Origin of the sequence: Halomicrococcus gelatinilyticus, assembly GCA_024227995.1 — an archaeon.
Classification (GTDB): Archaea; Halobacteriota; Halobacteria; order Halobacteriales; family Haladaptataceae; genus Halomicrococcus; species Halomicrococcus gelatinilyticus.
Genome location: CP100465.1, coordinates 1 through 19,174 on the forward strand (window position 1 = coordinate 1; position 19,174 = coordinate 19,174).

Annotated in this window: 18 protein-coding genes; 10 read left to right on the forward strand and 8 right to left on the reverse strand. The window is 63.5% G+C overall.

Features of this window, described 5'->3' with window-relative positions; all coding sequences use genetic code 11:
- Positions 1-201 precede the first annotated feature (201 nt).
- Positions 202-657 (reverse strand): RDD family protein, encoded by a 456-nt coding sequence (locus NKT36_RS00005; RefSeq protein WP_327051906.1) that lies wholly within the window; start codon positions 655-657, stop codon positions 202-204.
- A gap of 151 nt (positions 658-808) precedes the next feature.
- Here NKT36_RS00005 and NKT36_RS00010 point away from each other — a divergent pair, with 151 nt between their 5' ends.
- Positions 809-1,273 carry a DUF3592 domain-containing protein gene (locus NKT36_RS00010; RefSeq protein ID WP_327051907.1) on the forward strand — a complete coding sequence of 155 codons (465 nt, stop codon included), beginning with the start codon at positions 809-811 and terminating at the stop codon, positions 1,271-1,273.
- 190 nt (positions 1,274-1,463) lie between these two features.
- Complete coding sequence (locus NKT36_RS00015; protein ID WP_327051908.1) at positions 1,464-2,525, forward strand: outer membrane lipoprotein-sorting protein; 1,062 nt, start codon at positions 1,464-1,466, stop codon at positions 2,523-2,525.
- 233 nt (positions 2,526-2,758) lie between these two features.
- Here NKT36_RS00015 and NKT36_RS00020 read toward each other — a convergent pair whose 3' ends face one another.
- Complete coding sequence (locus NKT36_RS00020; RefSeq protein WP_327051909.1) at positions 2,759-3,133, reverse strand: winged helix-turn-helix domain-containing protein; 375 nt, start codon at positions 3,131-3,133, stop codon at positions 2,759-2,761.
- Between the two features lie 148 nt (positions 3,134-3,281).
- On the opposite strand from NKT36_RS00020, the gene NKT36_RS00025 reads away from it, so the two are divergent.
- Entirely contained in the window at positions 3,282-3,857 is a 576-nt protein-coding gene (locus NKT36_RS00025) for a response regulator transcription factor (protein ID WP_327051910.1), read from the forward strand.
- Between the two features lie 10 nt (positions 3,858-3,867).
- Here the strand turns inward: NKT36_RS00025 and NKT36_RS00030 are convergent, their stop codons facing one another.
- The gene (locus tag NKT36_RS00030) at positions 3,868-5,409 is read right to left on the reverse strand and encodes a bacterio-opsin activator domain-containing protein (RefSeq protein ID WP_327051911.1); all 1,542 of its coding nucleotides are present in this window, start codon (positions 5,407-5,409) and stop codon (positions 3,868-3,870) included.
- A 69-nt stretch (positions 5,410-5,478) separates the two neighbouring features.
- Positions 5,479-6,489, reverse strand: coding sequence for a sensor histidine kinase (locus tag NKT36_RS00035; RefSeq protein WP_327051912.1), 1,011 nt, complete (start codon positions 6,487-6,489; stop codon positions 5,479-5,481).
- Between the two features lie 501 nt (positions 6,490-6,990).
- On the opposite strand from NKT36_RS00035, the gene NKT36_RS00040 reads away from it, so the two are divergent.
- Together NKT36_RS00040 and NKT36_RS00045 are read left to right on the forward strand one after the other, a co-directional pair.
- Entirely contained in the window at positions 6,991-8,241 is a 1,251-nt protein-coding gene (locus tag NKT36_RS00040) for a potassium channel family protein (protein WP_327051913.1), read from the forward strand.
- A gap of 570 nt (positions 8,242-8,811) precedes the next feature.
- Positions 8,812-10,215, forward strand: a complete 1,404-nt coding sequence (locus tag NKT36_RS00045) for a permease (protein ID WP_327053401.1) — start codon at positions 8,812-8,814, stop codon at positions 10,213-10,215.
- 86 nt (positions 10,216-10,301) lie between these two features.
- Here NKT36_RS00045 and NKT36_RS00050 read toward each other — a convergent pair whose 3' ends face one another.
- Positions 10,302-11,168: a DUF7282 domain-containing protein gene (locus tag NKT36_RS00050; protein WP_327051914.1), complete on the reverse strand. Its 867-nt coding sequence runs from the start codon at positions 11,166-11,168 to the stop codon at positions 10,302-10,304.
- Between the two features lie 250 nt (positions 11,169-11,418).
- On the opposite strand from NKT36_RS00050, the gene NKT36_RS00055 reads away from it, so the two are divergent.
- Positions 11,419-11,763: an SHOCT domain-containing protein gene (locus tag NKT36_RS00055; protein ID WP_327051915.1), complete on the forward strand. Its 345-nt coding sequence runs from the start codon at positions 11,419-11,421 to the stop codon at positions 11,761-11,763.
- 91 nt (positions 11,764-11,854) lie between these two features.
- On the opposite strand, the gene NKT36_RS00060 is transcribed toward NKT36_RS00055, so the two are convergent.
- The gene (locus NKT36_RS00060; RefSeq protein ID WP_327051916.1) at positions 11,855-12,220 is read right to left on the reverse strand and encodes a multicopper oxidase domain-containing protein; all 366 of its coding nucleotides are present in this window, start codon (positions 12,218-12,220) and stop codon (positions 11,855-11,857) included.
- Positions 12,175-13,212, reverse strand: coding sequence for a multicopper oxidase family protein (locus tag NKT36_RS00065; protein WP_327051917.1), 1,038 nt, complete (start codon positions 13,210-13,212; stop codon positions 12,175-12,177). The genes NKT36_RS00060 and NKT36_RS00065 overlap by 46 nt, the downstream gene beginning before the upstream one ends.
- A gap of 358 nt (positions 13,213-13,570) precedes the next feature.
- On the opposite strand from NKT36_RS00065, the gene NKT36_RS00070 reads away from it, so the two are divergent.
- Positions 13,571-13,768, forward strand: a complete 198-nt coding sequence (locus NKT36_RS00070) for a heavy-metal-associated domain-containing protein (RefSeq protein WP_327051918.1) — start codon at positions 13,571-13,573, stop codon at positions 13,766-13,768.
- A 52-nt stretch (positions 13,769-13,820) separates the two neighbouring features.
- On the opposite strand, the gene NKT36_RS00075 is transcribed toward NKT36_RS00070, so the two are convergent.
- On the reverse strand, positions 13,821-15,836 hold the full coding sequence (locus NKT36_RS00075) for a copper-translocating P-type ATPase (RefSeq protein ID WP_327051919.1): 2,016 nt from the start codon (positions 15,834-15,836) through the stop codon (positions 13,821-13,823).
- Between NKT36_RS00075 and NKT36_RS00080 the strand changes: the two genes are divergently transcribed.
- The 3 genes from NKT36_RS00080 (at position 15,822) to NKT36_RS00090 (ending at position 18,800) form a co-directional block, all read left to right on the forward strand.
- Entirely contained in the window at positions 15,822-16,019 is a 198-nt protein-coding gene (locus NKT36_RS00080) for a hypothetical protein (RefSeq protein WP_327051920.1), read from the forward strand. The genes NKT36_RS00075 and NKT36_RS00080 overlap by 15 nt on opposite strands.
- A 1,454-nt stretch (positions 16,020-17,473) precedes the next feature.
- The gene (locus NKT36_RS00085) at positions 17,474-17,758 is read left to right on the forward strand and encodes a hypothetical protein (protein ID WP_327051921.1); all 285 of its coding nucleotides are present in this window, start codon (positions 17,474-17,476) and stop codon (positions 17,756-17,758) included.
- 202 nt (positions 17,759-17,960) lie between these two features.
- Positions 17,961-18,800 (forward strand): IS5 family transposase, encoded by an 840-nt coding sequence (locus tag NKT36_RS00090; RefSeq protein WP_327051922.1) that lies wholly within the window; start codon positions 17,961-17,963, stop codon positions 18,798-18,800.
- The last annotated feature ends 374 nt before the right edge of the window (positions 18,801-19,174 follow it).

The following is a 19,174-nucleotide window of genomic DNA, read 5'->3' on the forward strand; positions in this document are numbered from 1 at the left end:
GTGATGACAGTCACTCCCAGGGACATCGTTCGCTATCGTTCACCCCGATTTTGACACGCATGTGTTATGAACGCAGTGGTGCTCCGTCCCCGCTCGTCGGACGTGAGTACTGCTGTGGAACTGGCTCCGTCGTACGACCGCGACGGAACGCAGCGACGGTTCGGCCGACTCGGTCGAACGGACGTCTCCCATGCGGGCCTCCTACGTCCGGACGACGAGCGTCCCTCCGACGCGGTCACCGACCCGTCTGGGCTGGTCCGACAGGAGGATTGCGGCGATACCGACGCCGTAGAACAGCGGCAGCCAGTCGAGAAGTCGCAGCACGTTCCGGGCGAGCGACGAGCCGAACGACGGGGCCGTCCCGTCGCCGTCCACGACCTGGATACCGACGAGGTACTTCCCGAGCGTCTGCTGGAACCGCCATTCCAGCACCGAGTGGTAGCCGACCGCCAGTCCGAGCCACAGGACCAGCGCCAGCGAAGCGGCAGTTCCCTCGAGGTCGGCGTCGAGTCCGTTCGACGTGGTCGCGAGTTGCCCGGTCGCTGTCGCCACCGCGAAGACGGCAACGAACAGCAGTGCGAACCAGACGAACGCGTCGATTGTCATCGCCACACCGCGTATGCCGACGCCGCTCGCGTCGTCGTGTAGGTCTTGCATGAACAGTTCACGATTGGGACAAGAGACTGATATACCCCTGTGCGGTGTTTCTCGACCAGAAACCAGTGTCTGTAGCATCTGTGCTCTACCGACAATTCAGATCGAGAAACGAGAGTCCACGTTTTAACCGCCCTGAATATGTCTCCCCGATATGGAGTTCAACGGTCCCTCCGGACGGTTCCAGATCGCCCTGATGTTTCTCCTCGGACTCGCGACGATAGGCTACGGCGGATACAGCTACGCCGAACAGTCGTCGGCGCTCGACTCCGCGGTCGAGGTGGACGCCACCATCAGCTCCACTTCGGTGGAGGCGGACGACGCGCGACGCGGTACCGACTACGTCCCGCGCGCGACGTTCAACTACACCTACGAGGGAGAGACCTACACCGCAACGAACGTGTATCCAGGGGAACTGCCACGCGACTTCAGCACCAGAGAGAAGGCAAGGTCCCAGCTGAAGGGGTACGAACCGGGTGACACGGTGACGGCGTACGTGCCGACGGACTCTCCCGGCCAGGCGTTCCTCAAGCACGAGAGCAGCGACAAGCCGTTGCTGGTGGTTGGATTCGGCGTCCTGTTCGTCCTGGCCTCGCTATACTCGTTCCTCACGGACTGACAGAGTCTCTTCGTTGTCCTTCCTCCCCGCGCAGCCCTCGTCTGTACGCGCCCGCGCCGTCGTCCGCTTCCAGAGCCGTATTAAACCTGTCGCCCCGTTTCCGACTCAGCAATCACGGACCAGACATATCTGTCGCTGGTGTCACCTTCCAGCTGCGATGTCGCCCCATAGATTCCCGCGAAGACGCACCTTGACGGCCCTCGCCCTCGTCGCGTTGCTCGTGACGAGCGGCTGCCTCGCTGCCGTCCAGGGGAACATGACCGCCGACGAGATCGGCGAGAAGATAGAACAGAAGCACGCCCAGATCGAGAGCGTCCAGGGGACCCAGGTCGTCACGTACGACGCCCCGAATCGGACGCGAACGGTGACGAAGAACGTCGTCGAGATACCGAACGAGAGCCTGTCGCGCACCGAGTACGTCGGCGACTCCGACCAGGCCGACGACGTCAGGGTCAGCAACGAATCGACGACCTGGCGCTACGACGCGAGCGAGAACACCGCCACCAGGTACGACACCGCCGGCGGCACCTCGCTCACCGGGTACAACTACAGCCGACTGGTCTCGAACCTGCAGGAGGACTACGCCCTCACACACAGGGGGACCGAAACCGTCGCCGGGCGCGAGACCCACGTCGTCGAGTTCACCGCCACGGGGAACGAGACCGTCACCACCAACGGCACGCTCTGGGTCGACACGGAGTACTGGTACCCGATCAAGCAGCGGTCGACGATGACCTACGACGGCGAGACGCGGACGACCACCGTCACGTTCCGGAACGTGACGTTCAACGCCGACGTCGACAGGGACGCCTTCCGGTACGACCCGCCCGCGGACGCCACCGTCGAGGACTACTCGACGAACGACTACACTTACGAGAAGTACGACTCGCGGTCGGCCGCCGCCGAGGACGCTGGCTTCGACCTTCCCGATCCCTCGATGCCCGGTGAGTTCTCCTTCGCCAACGCGTCCGTCATGCACAACGACGAGCAGACCAGCGTGACCATGACCTACACCAACGGCTCCGCCGGCATCACGCTCAGGAAGTACACCACCCACTCCACCCGTAACGGGAGTTCGATCGACGGCGCGACCGAGGTCCAGCTCGACGGGACGACCGGCTGGTACCAGACCAACGACCACTGGTCGACCCTCGTCTGGAACTGCGACGACCACCGCTACACCGTGTACAGCGATGCCGACCTCCAGAAGGACGACGTCGTCGCCATCGCCAACTCGACAGGCTGTCGCTGAGTGCCGCCGACAGCGCACGTACTGCCCTCCGGATCCACCCCCGTTCTATTTGCCGTCGAATCCTCGGACGACAGAGACGTCCCCGTCACGACCGGGTCGCTGACGCAATGATGAGGACCGGTCGCCGGTGCGCGGTCGGAGCCGAACGCCTGAACCACTCTCGCGCGTGGAGACGGTACGAGACGACAGAAGAGCGGTCGCGTCACGCCGACTGCAGCGAGCGACGTGCCCCGTCAGTCAGCGAGGTCGACCGTGGCTTCGATGCGCCCTCCGTCGACCGATATCGCGATGCGGTCGACGATCGCCTCGAATCGTTCGCGGTGGTTCCCGCGATCGCAGAACGCCATCTCCGACCGCACCAGACCCGCGTCGCTGAGCGCGTTGAGGCGACGGTACGCTGTCGGTCGTGAGACGTCGGCGGCGTCGGCGACGGCACGACCGCACCGTGGGCGTTCGGCGACGGCCTCGAACACTCGGCGGGTGTACTCGTCGCCGAACAGGTCGAGAACCTCCTCGGTCGTGGGGCCATCGTCGGCTTCGATCGCGGGGCGCTTCGAGCCAACAATCGTCGAATCTGTCGCCATGGTTCTAGAGGACCGTCCTGCCATACTGGATGCAGGTGCTAGCTATCCGGACACACCTGCAGTGGCGACTCTAGGAGTGCAGAGTCGATCGCGGAATGGAGGGCCGAGTGCCGACCCGAAGCCGACCAGTTATGTGGATTCGGACACGACGGTTGGGTGACACCCGCAACGCATGGCGAACGACGCACCCGACACCGTGACGGTCCTCGTGGTCGACGACGAGAAGGAGGTGGCCGACGCGTACGCTCTCCGCTTGCGCGGCTACTGCGACGTCGAGACGGCGTACGGCGGGCGTGAGGCGCTCTCCATCGTCGACGAGTCCACCGTCGACGTCGTCCTCCTCGACCGACACATGCCGGGCCTGTCCGGCGACGACGTGCTCGCCGAACTCGCCGACCGCGGCTTCGACGGACGCGTCGTCATGGTGACCGCAGTCGACCCCGACTTCGGCGTGCTGGAGCTGCCCTTCGACGACTACCTCTGCAAGCCCGTCGACCGCGAGGACGTCCGCGCGACGGTCGACCAGCAGCGGCGCGTGCTCGCCTACGAGGTGCTCGGTGAGTACTTCAGCGTCGAGTCGAAGCGCGCGGTCGTCGAGTCCGAGACGAGCGCCGTTCGACGACGAGAGCACGAAGCGTACTCCGAGATAGCGGAGCGCGCGAGTCGACTCGAAGAGCGAGCACGCCGACTCCTCGACGACGCTAGCGTCCTCGACCGATTCGATAGCATCGACCGCGAGAGCCTGTGAGCACGGCCACCTACTCGGTCGTCGTGTCGTCCCGTGAGAAGAACGCGTCCAGGAGCTTCCGCTGGCTGGCCCGGAGGTGATAGAGAAGGGTCGACCCCGTTATCCCAAGCGAATCGGCGACCTCTTCGGCCGTACTTCCACGGGGCGACTCGAAGTAGTCCGCGAGATACGCGGTCCGGAGCACGGTCTCTTGCCGCTCCGTCAGTTCGTCGCCGAGTTCGTCGCGCAACTCGCGGGCCGTCGTCACCGGGCGTTCGCGCTCGCGCTTGGCGACGATCTCCGTCTCGTCGTCCCGGCAGACCGCTTCGGCTATCCGGTGGACGTCCACGCCCGGTGGGAGTTCCATGACGAGTCGACCGTCACCGCCCTCGAAGGTCGCCCGCCGGACGGTCGCGCCCAGCGAGAACGCCTCGACCAGCGGTGTCGAGCCCGTGATCTCGATCTCGAACGAGCGCTCCACGTCGGCGTTGTCGATCCGGCGGACGCCACCGACGTTCGCCAGCTCGGCGGCCACCGCCGTCAGGTCCTCTCCCGTTGCACCGTGGACGTCGACGTAGCAGAGGAACGAATCGGTGCCGTGGGAGACGAGCCCGCTGAGCGACACGCTCGCGTCGAGTTCCTCGCTGAGCGCTGCCAGAACGGCGTCGCCGCGAACGTCGAACGCCACCTCGGTGATCGTGTCCGAGAGCAGTAGCTTCTGGTTTCGCGTCGCCGTGATGGCGAAGCCGGCCACCTCGCCGAGGGTCTCGAAGCTCGTCCGTTCGCGGGGGGATAACGCCTCCTGGCCGGCGGCGTAGACGCCGACGACGCCGTGCACGCCCGTCCCGTGGACGAGCGGGATGGCCAGTACCGACTGGATTCCGTCGGCGAATCCGGCGACGCGAACCGACTCCGGCATCTCCGAATCGCTGGCGAGCGGCTGGACGGCCTGTACTCGGCCACTCTCGACGGCGCGCTCTTCCAGCGTGGTGACCGGTCGGTCGAGGCTCTCCCGAACTGCGTCGAACGTCTCGCCGGTCTCGCCCGCCGCAGCGCGAACGACGAGGTCGTCGCTTCCGGCCTCGCGTTCGCCGAGCCACGCGAACTCGTAGAGCTCCGTCTCGCCGAGCCGTTCGCAGATCGTCTGCGCGACCTCGTCCCGGGACGAGGCGGCGACGAGCTCGGCGAGGACGTCCGAGAGCAACTCGTCGATGACGACGAGCCGTTCCCGTTCGTTCCGGTGTCGTGCCAGTGACTTCTCGTGGCGTCGTTGCGTCGTGACGTCCTGGAGGTACACGGTAACAGCGTCGTCCGTCGGGACGACCGAAACGTCGAGCCACCGCTCTAGCTCGGGGTAGTACTCCTCGAACGCCGCGGCGGTCGCCCCGGCACCGTCGAAGGCGTCCACGAGCGAATCTTCCACGGAACGGGGGAAGGCGTCCTCGATCGAAACACCCGTCTGGATGCGGTGTTCGTCCAGCACCTCCCGGGCGACGTCGTTGACGCCCCGCACCGTTCCGTCGGCGGCCACGTCGATCACGCCGACCGGCGCACGCTGGAGTCGTTCGTCCATCTCACGTCCTCCCGGCCACGGCCGTCGGAGTTCCAAGAGCTCCGTCGGCGGTCAGGCGGCAGTTCATCGTCAGAACTCCACCTCGAAGCGGGCGCCACCGTCCCGGCCGGACGTGAGCGTGAGGTCCCAGTCGTGTGCGGCGACGACCTGTTCGACGATGGCGAGACCGAGCCCCGTGCCACCACCGTCGAGGGTGTAGCCCGGGTCGAAGACCGATTCGCGTTCGTCCGGCGGGATTCCCGGACCGTCGTCGGCGACGTAGAACCCGTCTTCGAGTGCGCCGACCGTAACCGTCACCGCCGGGGTGTGCGAAGCGGCGACGCCTTCGCCAGCGGAGTCCGGGTTCGGTCGGTCGTCCGTGGACCCGTGCTCCACGGCGTTCCGGAACAGGTTCTCGAACAGCCGGCGGACGCGGTCGGGGTCGGCGGTCGTCGTCGGCAGGGCGTCGGGGACGTCGAGGGTTGCCCCTGCCGTGTCGACGGAGCACCACGCGTCTTCGGCCGCCGACTCGACCGAGACCGCTTCTGTGGGGTCGACGACCTCCTCTCCCCGGGTGAGCGTGAGGACGTCCCGGACGATCTGGGCCATCCGGTCGTGAGCGGTGGCGACCGCCGCGAAGTGTTCCGGGTCGCCGGTTTCTTCGGCCGCACGGAGATGCGCCTTCGCGACGTCGAGGGGGTTCCGGAGGTCGTGACTGATGACGCTAGCGACGTGACCGCTGCCAGGAGGCTCCGTCACCTCGTCGCATCCGGAGAGGTCGGTGAAGACGAGAAAGCCGGTTCCGGCATCCGTCGGGACCACTCGGGCGAGATACGTCGACCCGGTGCCGACCCCATCGAGATAGATACCGCCGGCATCGCCGTTGACGATGGTCGTCTCCGGGTCGGCGTCGCCGGTCGGTTCGACGGTACCGAACCGGTCGAACACGTCCACGACCGGGTCGCCCTCCTGGCGGTTCTCGAACGTCGCCTCGAAGACGTCGTTCGTCGCGGCGACGACTGGCTGTCCGTCCTCGACGGCGTACTCGAGGACGGGGTCCGGGTGTGATTCGATCGGAATCGCGCTGTTGTCTTCGGTCATTGTCCGTTGTCTCCTACGAGGAACCGTCAGACTGGGCTGGTCTCGGACGCCCTTCGTCCGTCCGCGCTACCGCAGCGGAGACGAACAACCCTGGCGACGTCTCCTGCGTCGTGGACAGCAGGTCGTCCTCGCCCTGCCTCGTCGTCTTCGCCCGGAGACCGACCGGCTGTGGTTCTGACATGCGTCGACGGTAGCAGCGTCCGTCCGCCGAACGTTTAACCTTTCTCTCATTTACTGGTCCTGAAACAGTGTCAGTGATTGCTATCGTCGTATCTGTCGAGTGCGTTTCGTGGACGGGTGCCGTCCGACGGTCGGTACAGTCGATGCGCGAGGGGCGATCGCCAGCAAGCAGGCCGTTGCCGAACTCCCGGAGCCCGTATCACGGTAGTTTGCCGTCTTCCGGGGAACACTAGTCGAACGGGCCGCAGAACCGGGAGAGCTCGGAGCACCCACAGACTGCCGATCAATCCCGTTGGAATCGCCTCCGGTGCTCAGGAAGGGATGCTCACCGATCGACGTTCAGAGCTAACCAGTACCTTTCCGACTGGAAGACGTAGGTACGACGCACCTCAATCGACCGGAGCACCGACGACCGACTGTGAATGGAGCGTCAGAGAGCCGCGACGTGACTACGACGAAGATGCTCAGAACGACCCCACCCGGGATGCGATCAGCAACAGAGAGCGAGAGTCGATCGACCAGCACGTCGAAGTTGCAGGTGACTCAGCCGACACAGTTCGGGAAGAACCGATGAACCCCGTTCCATTGGTCCTGGGTGTCGCCTTGCTCGTCGTCACGGTCACCGACCTCCTCTGGACGACGCTGTGGGTGGAGGGTGGAGCAGGTCCACTGACCACGCGAGTCATGTCGTGGACGTGGCGAACGACTCGAACGGTCGGCGGTCGACGCCCTCGAGTGCTCACCCTCGCCGGCCCTCTCACTCTCCTTCTCGGTCTCGCGGTCTGGATTGGACTCCTCTGGGCAGGATGGACCCTCGTCTTCGCGGGTGCGGAGAACTCGCTCATCGACACGCGCGACACGGGCCCGATCTCCTGGATCGAGCGCCTCTACTTCGTCGGCTATTCGTTGTTCACCATGGGGAACGGCGACTTCACGCCGAAAGACGGTATCTGGCAGATCGTGACTGCCCTCACGACTGCGACCGGAATGCTCTTCATCACGCTGATCGTCAGCTACGTGATCTCTGTCCTCGAAGCTGTCACGCAGAAACGAGCGTTCGCCAGCAACGTCAGTGGCCTCGGCCAGCGAGGTGAGACGATCGTTCGAACCGCGTGGAACGGTGAGACGTTCCGGGGTCTCGAACTTCCGCTGAACTCATTCACGGGCGATATCAACGAGCTCGCGACGAAGCACAAGGCCTACCCGATCCTGCACTACTTCTACAGCGACCAGCGTACGTACGCGACCGTCCTCAGCATCGTCGCCCTCGACGAGGCGTTGACGTTGCTGCGATTCGGCGTGCCAGAAAGCGAGCGACCCAGTAAAGCCGTCCTCGAGAACGCTCGGTCGAGCGTCGGGAACTATATCGAGTTGGTCACGTCGTCGTTCGGTCACACAGCCGGGCAGGCGCCACCGTCTCCCGACCTCGATATCGTCCGTGAAGCAGACGTCCCGACAGTCGCTGACGAGACGTTTGCCAAGGCACTTGCCGAGTCAGCGGAACGGCGAAAGAGATTGCTTGGACTCGTGGAGGCCGATGCTCGTGACTGGCCCCTCTCGGAAGATGATTGACCCGGGTCACCGCTGCACGCACTCCACGCGGCAGCAGGGAGCGCCCATCTGGGGTTTCGCTACTGACGATGATCACGATATCCGGACTTGCTTCGTCCTGCCGTTCCCGCGAGTGGCGACCTGGGCAGCGGTCTGTGCCGGACTCACCCCTGATAGCTCGACTGTCGACGTGTTTCGCGCGACGGAACTTCCGTTCCCCTCTCCTGGGACTGGTGCGTCGCCGTAGAGGACGATAGACGAAGGTACGTTGAGCTAGTTCAACCAGCTTGCTACTCATTATCAATGCCGCCGCCGAGGTGTCGACTTTGACTACTAGACCTTCGAAGCGAAATGGAGTGCTTTCCGGCGAATCCGTGAACGTTTCCGAACCAGTATAGATGTATGAGGGTAGCGACGTGCGCCATAGTACTCACTTGGGACGACGTCTGGTTGAGTATTTGCACGACCCTGGAAATATTCAGTGGTATACCGGAGCAATATTTTGGATGTGAAGGTGTCCTCGGGTAGGGCCTCATCTTCTGAGGAGAAACCGGCAAAGCTGCTCCCGATGTAGGTTTTTGCATGGTCTACATGGAAACCGCCCTCACCAGTGCGGTCCTCGAAGCAGTACGTATCGGGGTCGGTTTCCTCTGGACTGCCGCGTGGGCGATCATCATGGGCCTGCTGGTCACGAGCCTCGTGCAGGTCTACGTGTCGAAAGAACGGATGGCACGACTCCTCGGCGATGATGACTTGAACGGCCTCGTAAAGGCGACCGTCTTCGGCGCGGCCAGTAGCGGTTGTAGCTTCGGCGCCGTCGCGATCGCCAAGGGGCTGTTCAAGAAGGGAGCCCACGTGGTGAACGTCCTCGCGTTCATGTTCGCCTCGACGAACCTCATCGTCGAACTCGGCCTGATGATCTTGCTGCTCCTCGGCTGGGAGTTCCTTCTCGCGGAGATCCTCGGCGGGCTCGTTCTCATCGCGGTGATGGCGCTCATCGTCAGCGCAACGCTTCCCGAAACGCTCTTCGAAGAGGTTCGAGCAGAACTCGACCAGCGCGACCACGAACACGGCATCACCGAGGACCCGACCTGTGGGATGGAGGGAAAAGACGAGTACTCGCTCGTGACCGACGGCGGCGAGACGGTGAAGTTCTGTTCCGCGGGCTGTCTGGAGACCTATCAGCAAGCGGTTGCCAGCAGCGGCGGCTGGCGCGACGAACTGCTGTCGTGGGGTGGCTGGTACAAGGTCGGCAACCAGTACCGCAAGGAGTGGTCGATGATCTGGAAGGACGTCGTCGCCGGATTCCTCATCTCGGGATTCGTCATCGTGTTCGTCCCGCAGTGGGTCTGGAACGGGCTCTTCCTGCAGGGAGACGGGCTGCTCGTCAGCGCGGAGAACGCGGTCATGGGCGTGACGATCGCCGTCCTCAGCTTCGTCGGCAGCATCGGCAACGTGCCGTTCGCCGTTGCGCTGTGGAGCGGCGGTATCAGCTTCGCCGGCGTCATCGCGTTCGTCTACGCCGACCTCATCACGATTCCCGTGCTCAACGTCTATCGCAAGTACTACGGCTGGAAGGTGATGCTGTACATCCTCGGCGTGTTCTTCGTCACGATGGCCTTCACCGGCTTCCTGATGGAGGAGGTGTTCACCCTCCTCGGCATCGTCCCGGACCTCGCCGGCGGGCAGACCGCCACCGAACAGACGTACTTCGCATTCGACTACACGTTCTACCTCAACGTGCTCGCGTTCGCCCTCTCCGGGTTCGTCCTCTCCGTCTATCGACGAGGACTCGGGGCACCCGGCCAGTACCGCGACCCGGTCTGTGGGATGCGTACCGACGGGAGCGGGCCGAGCGCCACTCACGACGGCGAGACGTACTACTTCTGTTCGGACCACTGCAAGCGGTCGTTCGAGGAGCGTCCGGGCGAGTTTTCACACCAACACCCGGCGGTTTCGGCACAGGAGTCGTCCCGGAGCCACGAGTACCATTGAACGACCCGTTGAGTCGCGTTCGCTGCTTGAAGTCGGCGGCGACACGCGGAGCGTTCGAGAAGAGGCGATATTCGGGGTGATCGACGCTAGGCTCGCACCCGCCCGGTGGCCGACACCGGGTCACCGTTCCGCGTGTACGGCTGGTCCGCACCGGGGAACTCGAGCTGGCGGTTGTCGTTGGCGTCTGGGTGGAGCATGGCCGTCAGTGGTCGTGGTGACCGCTGCTGTTGGGTCTGGGCCTGCATCTGGCTCATCAACTGGCGCATCTGTGCGTAGTCCTGCATCTGGTGGCGCATCATCTGGCGCATCTGCTCCTGCTCGCGCGACTCGTCGGCGGCGTGCATCAGCATCTGTCGTTCGCGCATCGTCGTTTGCTCCATCAGTTGCGCCATCTCCTGCATCTGGGCCTGGTGTTGCCCACTTTCCATCATCGACTGCATCAACGCACGCATCCGCTGGCGGTCCTGCATCTGCTGGAACATGAGCGACATCATCTGGTCCATCTGCGTCTGGTTCATCATCCCACCCATCTGATGGCCACCGGATTCGTTCACGGTCCCTTCCCCGGATTCGTTCATGATCTGTTGCATGGCCCCGTGCGGCATCTGCTGTGCCTGCATCGCCATCATCGTCCCCTGCGTCTGCGTATCGGTCAGCAACTGCCGCATCTCCTGCATCTGTGACGACAGCGAGACCGCGCCCGGAGCGGGTTCTATCTCCACGTTCTCGTGCGTTCCCGCGTCGAGATAGTTCGAACGCCCGACGACCGCGCCGCTCTCGTTGTGGATGAGGATGAACCCCCCGTCCGGCAGGGTCGCCGACGCGACCGTCACGGTGGTCCCGTTGGCCGTCTGGTCCTGGAACTCGATCGTCGACTGGACGTTCTGTTGCCGCGCTGCCGTGGCGCTCGTGGCCGCGCCAGCGGTCGCGATCCTGGCGCTCGCGACGAGCACTCCGACCGTCGCGAGTACCAGGCACTGTCTGCGTGTCCTTGGTCGTTTCATTCCCGTCCCCCCCAGAGGACAGCAAGGGTGACGCGAGGTGCACCCTTGATTGTGATTGCCCACGTTGACGACTACCGTCTCGATGGGACGACAGGATGGAGCCGACGGCGAGCTATCGCGGCTTCTGGTCGGGAGGGGTTCTCTTCACCGTTCTCGCATGGTCGGTACGTCTTTGCACTCTGGCGTGGTAGCCGTGCACATGACGACGACAAACCGTGACGACTCGTGGTTGCGACTCATCGTCGTAGTACTCGCCATCGTCCTGCTCGCACCGATGCTGATGATGGTGTTCGCGTTCCCGATGATGGGCGGCTGGATGATGGGGCCCGGATACGGCGGGCAAGCACCACTCTGGGGCTGGGTGATGGCTCTGGTTCCGCTGCTCGTCGTGGTCGGTCTCGGATACGTCCTGTACCGCGCTCTCACCCGTGACGGGACCGGTGGAGACGACGCGCTCGAAGAGCTGCGGATGGCGTACGCCCGTGGCGACATCTCCGAGGAGGAGTTCGAGTCGCGCCGCCATCGCCTCCGGCAAGAACAGTAGCAAGCGCCGTCGCGCGCCGAGTGCGGAGTCCCCTTCGTCATTCCACGGGCTGTCGGATGCAAAATCGGTCGATATCGTATTCACCCTGCCGTTAGACGTACTCGACGACGCGTGCCATCCCCGCCTCCAGGTGGTAGAGGTTGTGGCAGTGGAACAGCCAGTCACCGGGGTTGTCCGCGACGAAGTCGAACGTCACCGACCCCATGTGGCCCGGTACGATGACCGTGTCCTTCATCGCGTCGCCGACCCGGAAGAAGTGGCCGTGGAGGTGCATCGGGTGGATCACCGGGCTCCTGTTCGTCATCCGGACGCGCACGTGCTCGCCCTCCTGCACCTGGAGGGGGTCGGCGTCCGGATACGACTGGCCGTCGACGAGCCAGCCGTACGACCCGCCCATCTCGGGCGACAGCGTCAGGTCGAACGTCCGGTCAGGACTCCCACGGAGGTCCTGCGGCACCTGTTTCGCCTGCAGGTCGCTGTACTCGAGCGTTCGCCCCAGGAGTCGAGGCGCGTCGGCGACGTGTCGCCATCGCCGTACCGGAGTACCGCACTGGCTGGCCGTTCGTTCGCGTCGAGCGGTCGTCCCCGGATCTCCCACGCGCCCGGGTTCGTCGCTTCGACGACGGCGTCGTAGCGTTCGCCGGACCCGAAGACGAACGAATCGACCGTCACTGGGTCGACGGGGCGTCCGTCCGCGTGCGAGACTGTCAGTTCGTGGCCGGCGACGCCGACGCGGAACGCAGTCGCACTGCTCGCGTTGATGAAGCGCAACCGGACGCGATCGCCCTGTTCGACGTCGAACGTGGCCGGGTCAGCCGGAAGGCGACCGTTCACGAGGAGCCCCGCGTACGGTGGACGGCGGTCGCCCATCATTCCACCGCCCATCCCACCGCCACCCTGGCCGTTACCGTTGCCACCCATTCCGCCATCACCGCCGCCCATCCCACTACCACCGCCCATGCCGCCGCCACCGCCACCCATACCGCCGCCACCGCCACCCATGCCGCCGCCACCGCCGCCCGAAGAATCGCCGAGCGGTTCGGGCGGTCGCGTCAGGTAGTCGTCGAACAGGAGCGTGTACTCGCGGTCGTACTCGACGTGTGGGGACTCCTCTTCGATCACGAGCGGCGCGTACAGCCCCCGGTCGAGTTGCAGACCGACGTGGCTGTGGTAGAAGTACGTCCCTGCCGGTTCGGCGCGGAACTTGTACGTGAACGACTCGCCGGACTCGATCGGCTGCTGGGTCACGTTCGGTACGCCGTCCATCGGATTCGGAACGGGAACGCCGTACCAGTGGATCGTCGTCCCTTCGGAGAGGCGGTTCGAGAGGTCGACGCGGACGACGTCCCCCTCGGTGACGCGGAGTTCCTCGCCGGGGAACGCTCCGTCGTACAGCCAGTTCTGAGCTGACGTGCCAGCCGGCGACACCGTACTGGCGTTCGCAGTCAATCGTGTTTTCGTATCTGCTGGTCCCGAAACGGTCGTTCGAGGTGCGGGAGATTCCCTGTCGTTCTCGGACGACGGAATGGCGTCGGAGGCACACCCGGCGAGAGTCCCGAATCCGATCGTCCCGACCCCGCGAAGGAGGTCGCGTCGAGAGAGAGAGTGGAATCTCGTTCTTTCATCGTTCGGGATACGCGCCGGATACCGATAAAGTGCGGTATTGAATATATTATGAAAGACAGTTGCGAGGAGGATGTCGACTGGATGACTAGCGCCCGGCCTTCAAAATCCGAAATCTATCGCTCCGTAATCCCCATAATCGAAGGCGAAACGAGGAAAAATGACCCGCCCGTACGTTGACTGTATGGTCGACGAACTTACCGTCGAAGGGATGAGCTGTGAAGGCTGCGAGCAGTCTGTCGAATCCGCGCTCGAAGAGATGGACGCCGTCGACAGCGCACGCGCCGACAACGAGTCCGACCAGGTCAGGATCGACGGGAACCCGGACGCCGACGCCGTCGCGCAGACGATCGAAGACGCCGGGTACACGGTGCGGCGTTAGTCGTCGAACGCGCCGAGCCGCGATGCTTTCTCGGAAGACAGCGACGCCGGCGTTAGCCTGCCGGCTGCGCCTCTGGAGTGGGAGAGACGCCGGGAAGACTGGGAAGGTCGAGGTCGACCCGGCGGAGGAACTGCGCGTTGATGGCGACGATGACCGTACTGAGCGACATGAGTAGGGCGCCGACCGCGGGCGAGAGCAGGATTCCGACCGGCGCGAGGACGCCAGCGGCGAGCGGCAGCGCTAACACGTTGTAGCCGGCTGCCCACGCGAGATTCTCCTGCATCTTCCGGTAGCTCGCCGTGCTCAGTTTCACGAGCCGGACGACGTCCATCGGATTGTTCTGGACGAGGATGATGTCGGCCGACTGGACGGCGACGTCCGTTCCGGAGCCGATGGCGATGCCGACGTCGGCGCGGGTCAGCGCCGGTGCGTCGTTGACGCCGTCGCCGACCATCCCCACGAGCTTCCCCTGTTCCTGGAGTTCGGTCACCTTCTCGTCCTTGTCGCCCGGCAGCACCTCGGCGAAGACCGTGTCGATGCCCAGCTCGTCGGCGACGGCGTGGGCGACGTCCTCACTGTCGCCGGTGAGCATCGCCACCTCGACGTCGAGTTCGTGGAGCGCGTCGACGACCTGGTAGCTCTCCTCGCGGACGACGTCGGCGAGCGCGAACGCGGCGACGGGCGTCCCCTCCCGAACGAGGTAGACGACTGTCTGTGCGTTCGCTCCCGCGCGTTCCGCGAACGTCGCCAGTTCCGACGGCACGTCCGCGTCGAGATGCGAGAGGAGGTTCGGCCCACCGACGTGGACCGTGTCGCCGTCGACGGTGCCGCGCACGCCACGGCCCTTGAGCGCCTCGAAGTCACTGGCGCGTGGGGCGTCGATCTGTCGGTCCGCTGCGGCCTCGTGGACCGCCTGTGCGATCATGTGTTCCGAATCGCCCTCGACGGCGGCGGCGAGCGACAGCGCCTCGTCCTCGTCGACGTCGCCGACGGTCGCGACGTCCACGACGCCCTGCTCGCCCCTGGTGAGCGTGCCCGTCTTGTCGAAGACGATGGTGTCCAGTTCCCGGGCCCGTTCCATCGCGATCCGGTCGCGGATCAGCATGCCGTTCCGGGCCGCGAGCGACGTGTTGATGGCGACGACGAGCGGGATGGCGAGGCCGAGCGCGTGCGGGCAGGCGATCACGAGTACGGTCACGACCCGTTCGACGACCGTCGCGCCGAACGAGACGGCGACGGTCCAGGCGATCGCGGTCACGACGGCCACCACGAGGGCGACGTAGAAGAGCCAGCCCGCCGCGCGGTCGGCGAGCTGCTGCGTTTGAGATTCGCTCTCCTGGGCTTCCTCGACGAGGCGCATGATGCCCGCCAGCGTCGTCTCGTCGCCCGTCGCGCTGATGCGGACGCGAAGGCTTCCGTCGCCGTTGATGGTCCCGCCGATGACCTCGTCGCCCGGGTCCTTCGACACCGGGCGCGACTCGCCGGTGATCATCGATTCGTTGACGTCGGAATCGCCTTCCTCGACGACGCCGTCCGCGGGCACGTTCGCACCGGGGTGGACGAGCACTAGGTCCCCCTCGGACAGCTCGCTCACCGGAACCTCTTCGGTATCACCGTCGTCGGTGATGCGTTCGGCGGTGTCGGGGAGGAGTCTGGCCAGTTCGTCCAGTGCGCTCGACGCCCGGCGGACCGAGCGCATCTCGATCCAGTGCCCCAGGAGCATGATGTCGATGAGCGTCACGAGCTCCCAGAAGAACGTCGACGCCGTCGGGACGACGACGCTCGCCAGGCTGTAGACGAACGCGACGGTGATCGCCATCGAGATGAGCGTCATCATCCCCGGAGTGCGATCTTCGAGTTCGGGCACCGCCATCTCGAGGAACGGCACGCCGCCGTAGGCGAAGACGACGACCGCGAAGACCGGATTTATCCATTCGCTGCCGGGGAACGCGGGGACCGAGAACCCGAGCCACGCCTGAAGCGTCTCGCTGTAGAGGAGGACCGGTATCGAGAGCAGCGTGGAGACGAAGAACCGCCGGCGGAACATCTGCTCGTGTCCCTCGTGCATGCCACCGTCGCCGTGGCCGTCGTGGGTGGATTCCCCATCGCCGTGTTCGTGCCGAGCTTCGATCTCGTGTTCGGCTTCGTCGGCGTCTTCGGCCTCCTCCTCGAGCATCGATTCCTCTACCCGCGGTTCCTCACGGTCGCCGGTCGCTGGATCGTGACCGTCTACGGGTCCGTCGTGATTTGAGTGGCTGTCCGATGGATGTTCGTCATCAGGCGTGTCCCTTGGGTCACTCATAAGTCATCCTCGTTGGTCACCCTACGCCACCACAGATGAAAGGCCGTACGGCCTTTTTGCTCGGTCGTGAACACGACTGTCTGGGCGTCGTATCCGAAGTTCCGACCGGCGCTCTCACTGCGTCGCCAGTAGCGATCGGATGAATCAGTTGTGTAGAGAACGTCTTTTTCCGGTTGACATCCTCCCCGCCCTGAACGGCGGGGCTTTCTCTTCCCACTTCCGTAACGCAGTCACGTTTCTCGGTCGGTCGTCATGTCCCCTGTCCGATGCGCTTCCCGAGTCCACCGACAGCCCGGCGACACCGCCGGTCAGGATCGACGATTCGCTGCCGACCGCCGCGAGTGCGCGTGCCCTACCTGCGTGGAGAACAACGGCAGGCTCGACCCCTGCGCGCGCTGTCGGTACACCGGCTGCTCGTCTGATTTCGCCCGCTGCGGCCAGGACGCGCCCTCGATGAGTAGCGAGTTAGCAGGATGTTTCGGTTAGGGATGGAGATTCTTGACACCTACTTCGCCGTGCAGATTTACACCCTCTCGAACGCTGTCTGGCTTGCTAGGCCGCTCGTCGCAGTCCCCACTGGAAGCGGATTCAGTAACAGTTCGCAATTCGCCCGAAGGAATGCCCCTCGTGACCTGGTGTACGATTTGGGACTGGCTCTTGGTGCCTGGATTTATGTGCGACGCGGCGGGGGTTTCGCAATTTGGGAGTAGACGGCCTGTAAGTACAGTATAGGGTTTCTGGGGTTGCAGTTTCTTTTGTGGTGAAACGCCGGTTTTGGCTGGAGAATATGGGTGTGTTCGCCGGTTTTCGGTTTGGAGTGCCGATTGAAGGTGTGGTGTCGTATCCGTCTATATGCGAGTTGAGAAGGCTTGTAGACCGCGATTCTTGGAGTACGGGGTGAAGTCTCCTTTGAGCGAATTGCGGGGACTGAAACGGCCGATTTGTCCAGCGAAACCCGAAGTGTACCGGAAAATTCGGTTTCAGCTTGCTATCGTGTCGGGACGAAGCGTCTCTCGGCGGTAGCTATCTGGGCTTGGCTGACGTTCTAAATCTGTTAGAGAGACCGTCTCTCCTGGGGAAATGGCCAGTAGCTGGTCCTGCATTAGTCTCTGATCTACCCTCGAATATTTTGTATCTAGATTCAGCAGTGTACACCCACTATCACGGCCGTTCTTTCTGAATATAGCCGTAGTGTACACGTTTGTTGGCGGGGGAGTTCGGGCTCAACGCCCATGAATTAGCCAGTGAGTATGGGTGTATGATTCAGGCAATTCGGCTCTGTTGAAACCCAATTGCTCGATTCCTTTCCTGTTGAAACAGTATTGGGCAGCGCTAGGTACTGACCTCTGTCCGAGGAACGGCATCGCCACTCTTTTCAAAGTCGCGTCAAGAACAATTGATTGATGCCCTCCAACAAGGCAACAGCCGCGGCACCGATAGCAACCGGCGTCCTCCTCGCCGGGGCGGCTGCACGAGAAGTCGCACAACATGGACTCGAAATCTGGACCGCGCTGGCACTCACTGGCGGCCTCTCCGCGGTCGCTGTTGGGCTCAGCGTTCTGACCGGCCTCAATGGGTTCGATCCCGACTCAGACGACCTCGATGGATCCCGCGACCGGACGACGGTCGCGCTCGCCGGCCTCGCGCTGACCTGTATCGCCGTCGGTGCCGAGGCTGCACTGGCGTAGACGACGCCCACTGACCCACAATTGCTCTCCATCTGACACCCACTCGGCGTATGTTGAGTAGGTACTTCTGGCCCTATTGAAATCCCCGTTCAGTGATAGGTTTGAGAAGCCCTGCTGCATACAGGGCGCGGGCCGTGTTTAGACGCTACCGAGAGGCGGTGTCGCCGAGGAATATGAGTGATTGAAGCGGGAAGAGTCGAGTATGCCCTATCAACTCGCCTGCTTCACTAGCCGTTGTGTCGATTTGTCCAAAAAAGCTGTCACTGGTGAGCCAGCACCGACTGTCAGAAAGGGTGACGGTGGCTACGCTGACTGGGTGATCGTCGCCATTCACGGCCTCAGGGAGTACCTCGACCAGCCGTATCGGCGGTTGCTCGATATACTTCAGGAGGTGCCTCGAATCACTGCCAAACTCGGTCTTTCCGTAGACGAACTGCCGGATTTCACCACCGTGTGCACGCGGAAGCAGGACCTCGAAATGCGAATCTGGCGCGTCCTGCTGCGGTCGTCGGCGTCGCTCCACGACTTCGGCAAGGTGCAGGCAATCGACGCGACTGGCTTCAAACGCCACGACGCGAGCCGTCACTACGTGCTTCGCGTCGGCTACAACTTCGACGATATCAAGACGACGGCGCTGGTCGATTGCGATTCGACGGCGATTCTCGACGTTCATTGCTCGATGAAACAGCCACACGACACCCAGGTTGGACGGCAGGTCCTCCGGAGAAACTTCGGGCAGCTAGAAACAGTCACCACCGACAAAAGCTACGACTGGGACGCGCTACGGCAGGAACTCAGGGACGCTGGTGTCCGCCCGGTCATCAAACACCGGGAGTTTTACCCACCCGATATGGCGCACAACGCTCGCCACGACCAAGATGTCTATCACCGCCGGTCGGTCATCGAAGCGATTTTCTTCGCATTGAAGCATCGGTTTGACGAGACCTTACGGGCTAGAACGTGGTTTGGGCAGTTCAGAGAACTCGTCCTAAAGGCCGCCGCCAGAAACATCGAGCAAGCCGTCAGCGTCTCACACCCATGATCTCACGCGTCTAAACAAGGCCCAGGGCGCGTATCGATTACGGACTGGGGCAGAAGTCGTTTGCTATCGAAGACGTAACTCATGGGTCAATATTTCTCAAACATCTCGATCTGCGCGATATCCGAGGACCGGAGGGGTTTTGTAGCGATAGCAGGAAGAAGGAGTAGACGGCACGGTCAGGCAGTTACCTTTCAGCTCACGTGGTTTCCACGTGTAGTTACCGCTGGCTGGCCTACCCCGTCTCTCTAACAACGACGAGCGATTGCCATTCCATGACTAGAAGTACTGAACTGAGAGCGTGAGATTCGCATATCTATCTACCTACAATATCGTAACTAATCGAAGTGATGAACATACCCTCTCTATTGAGCACG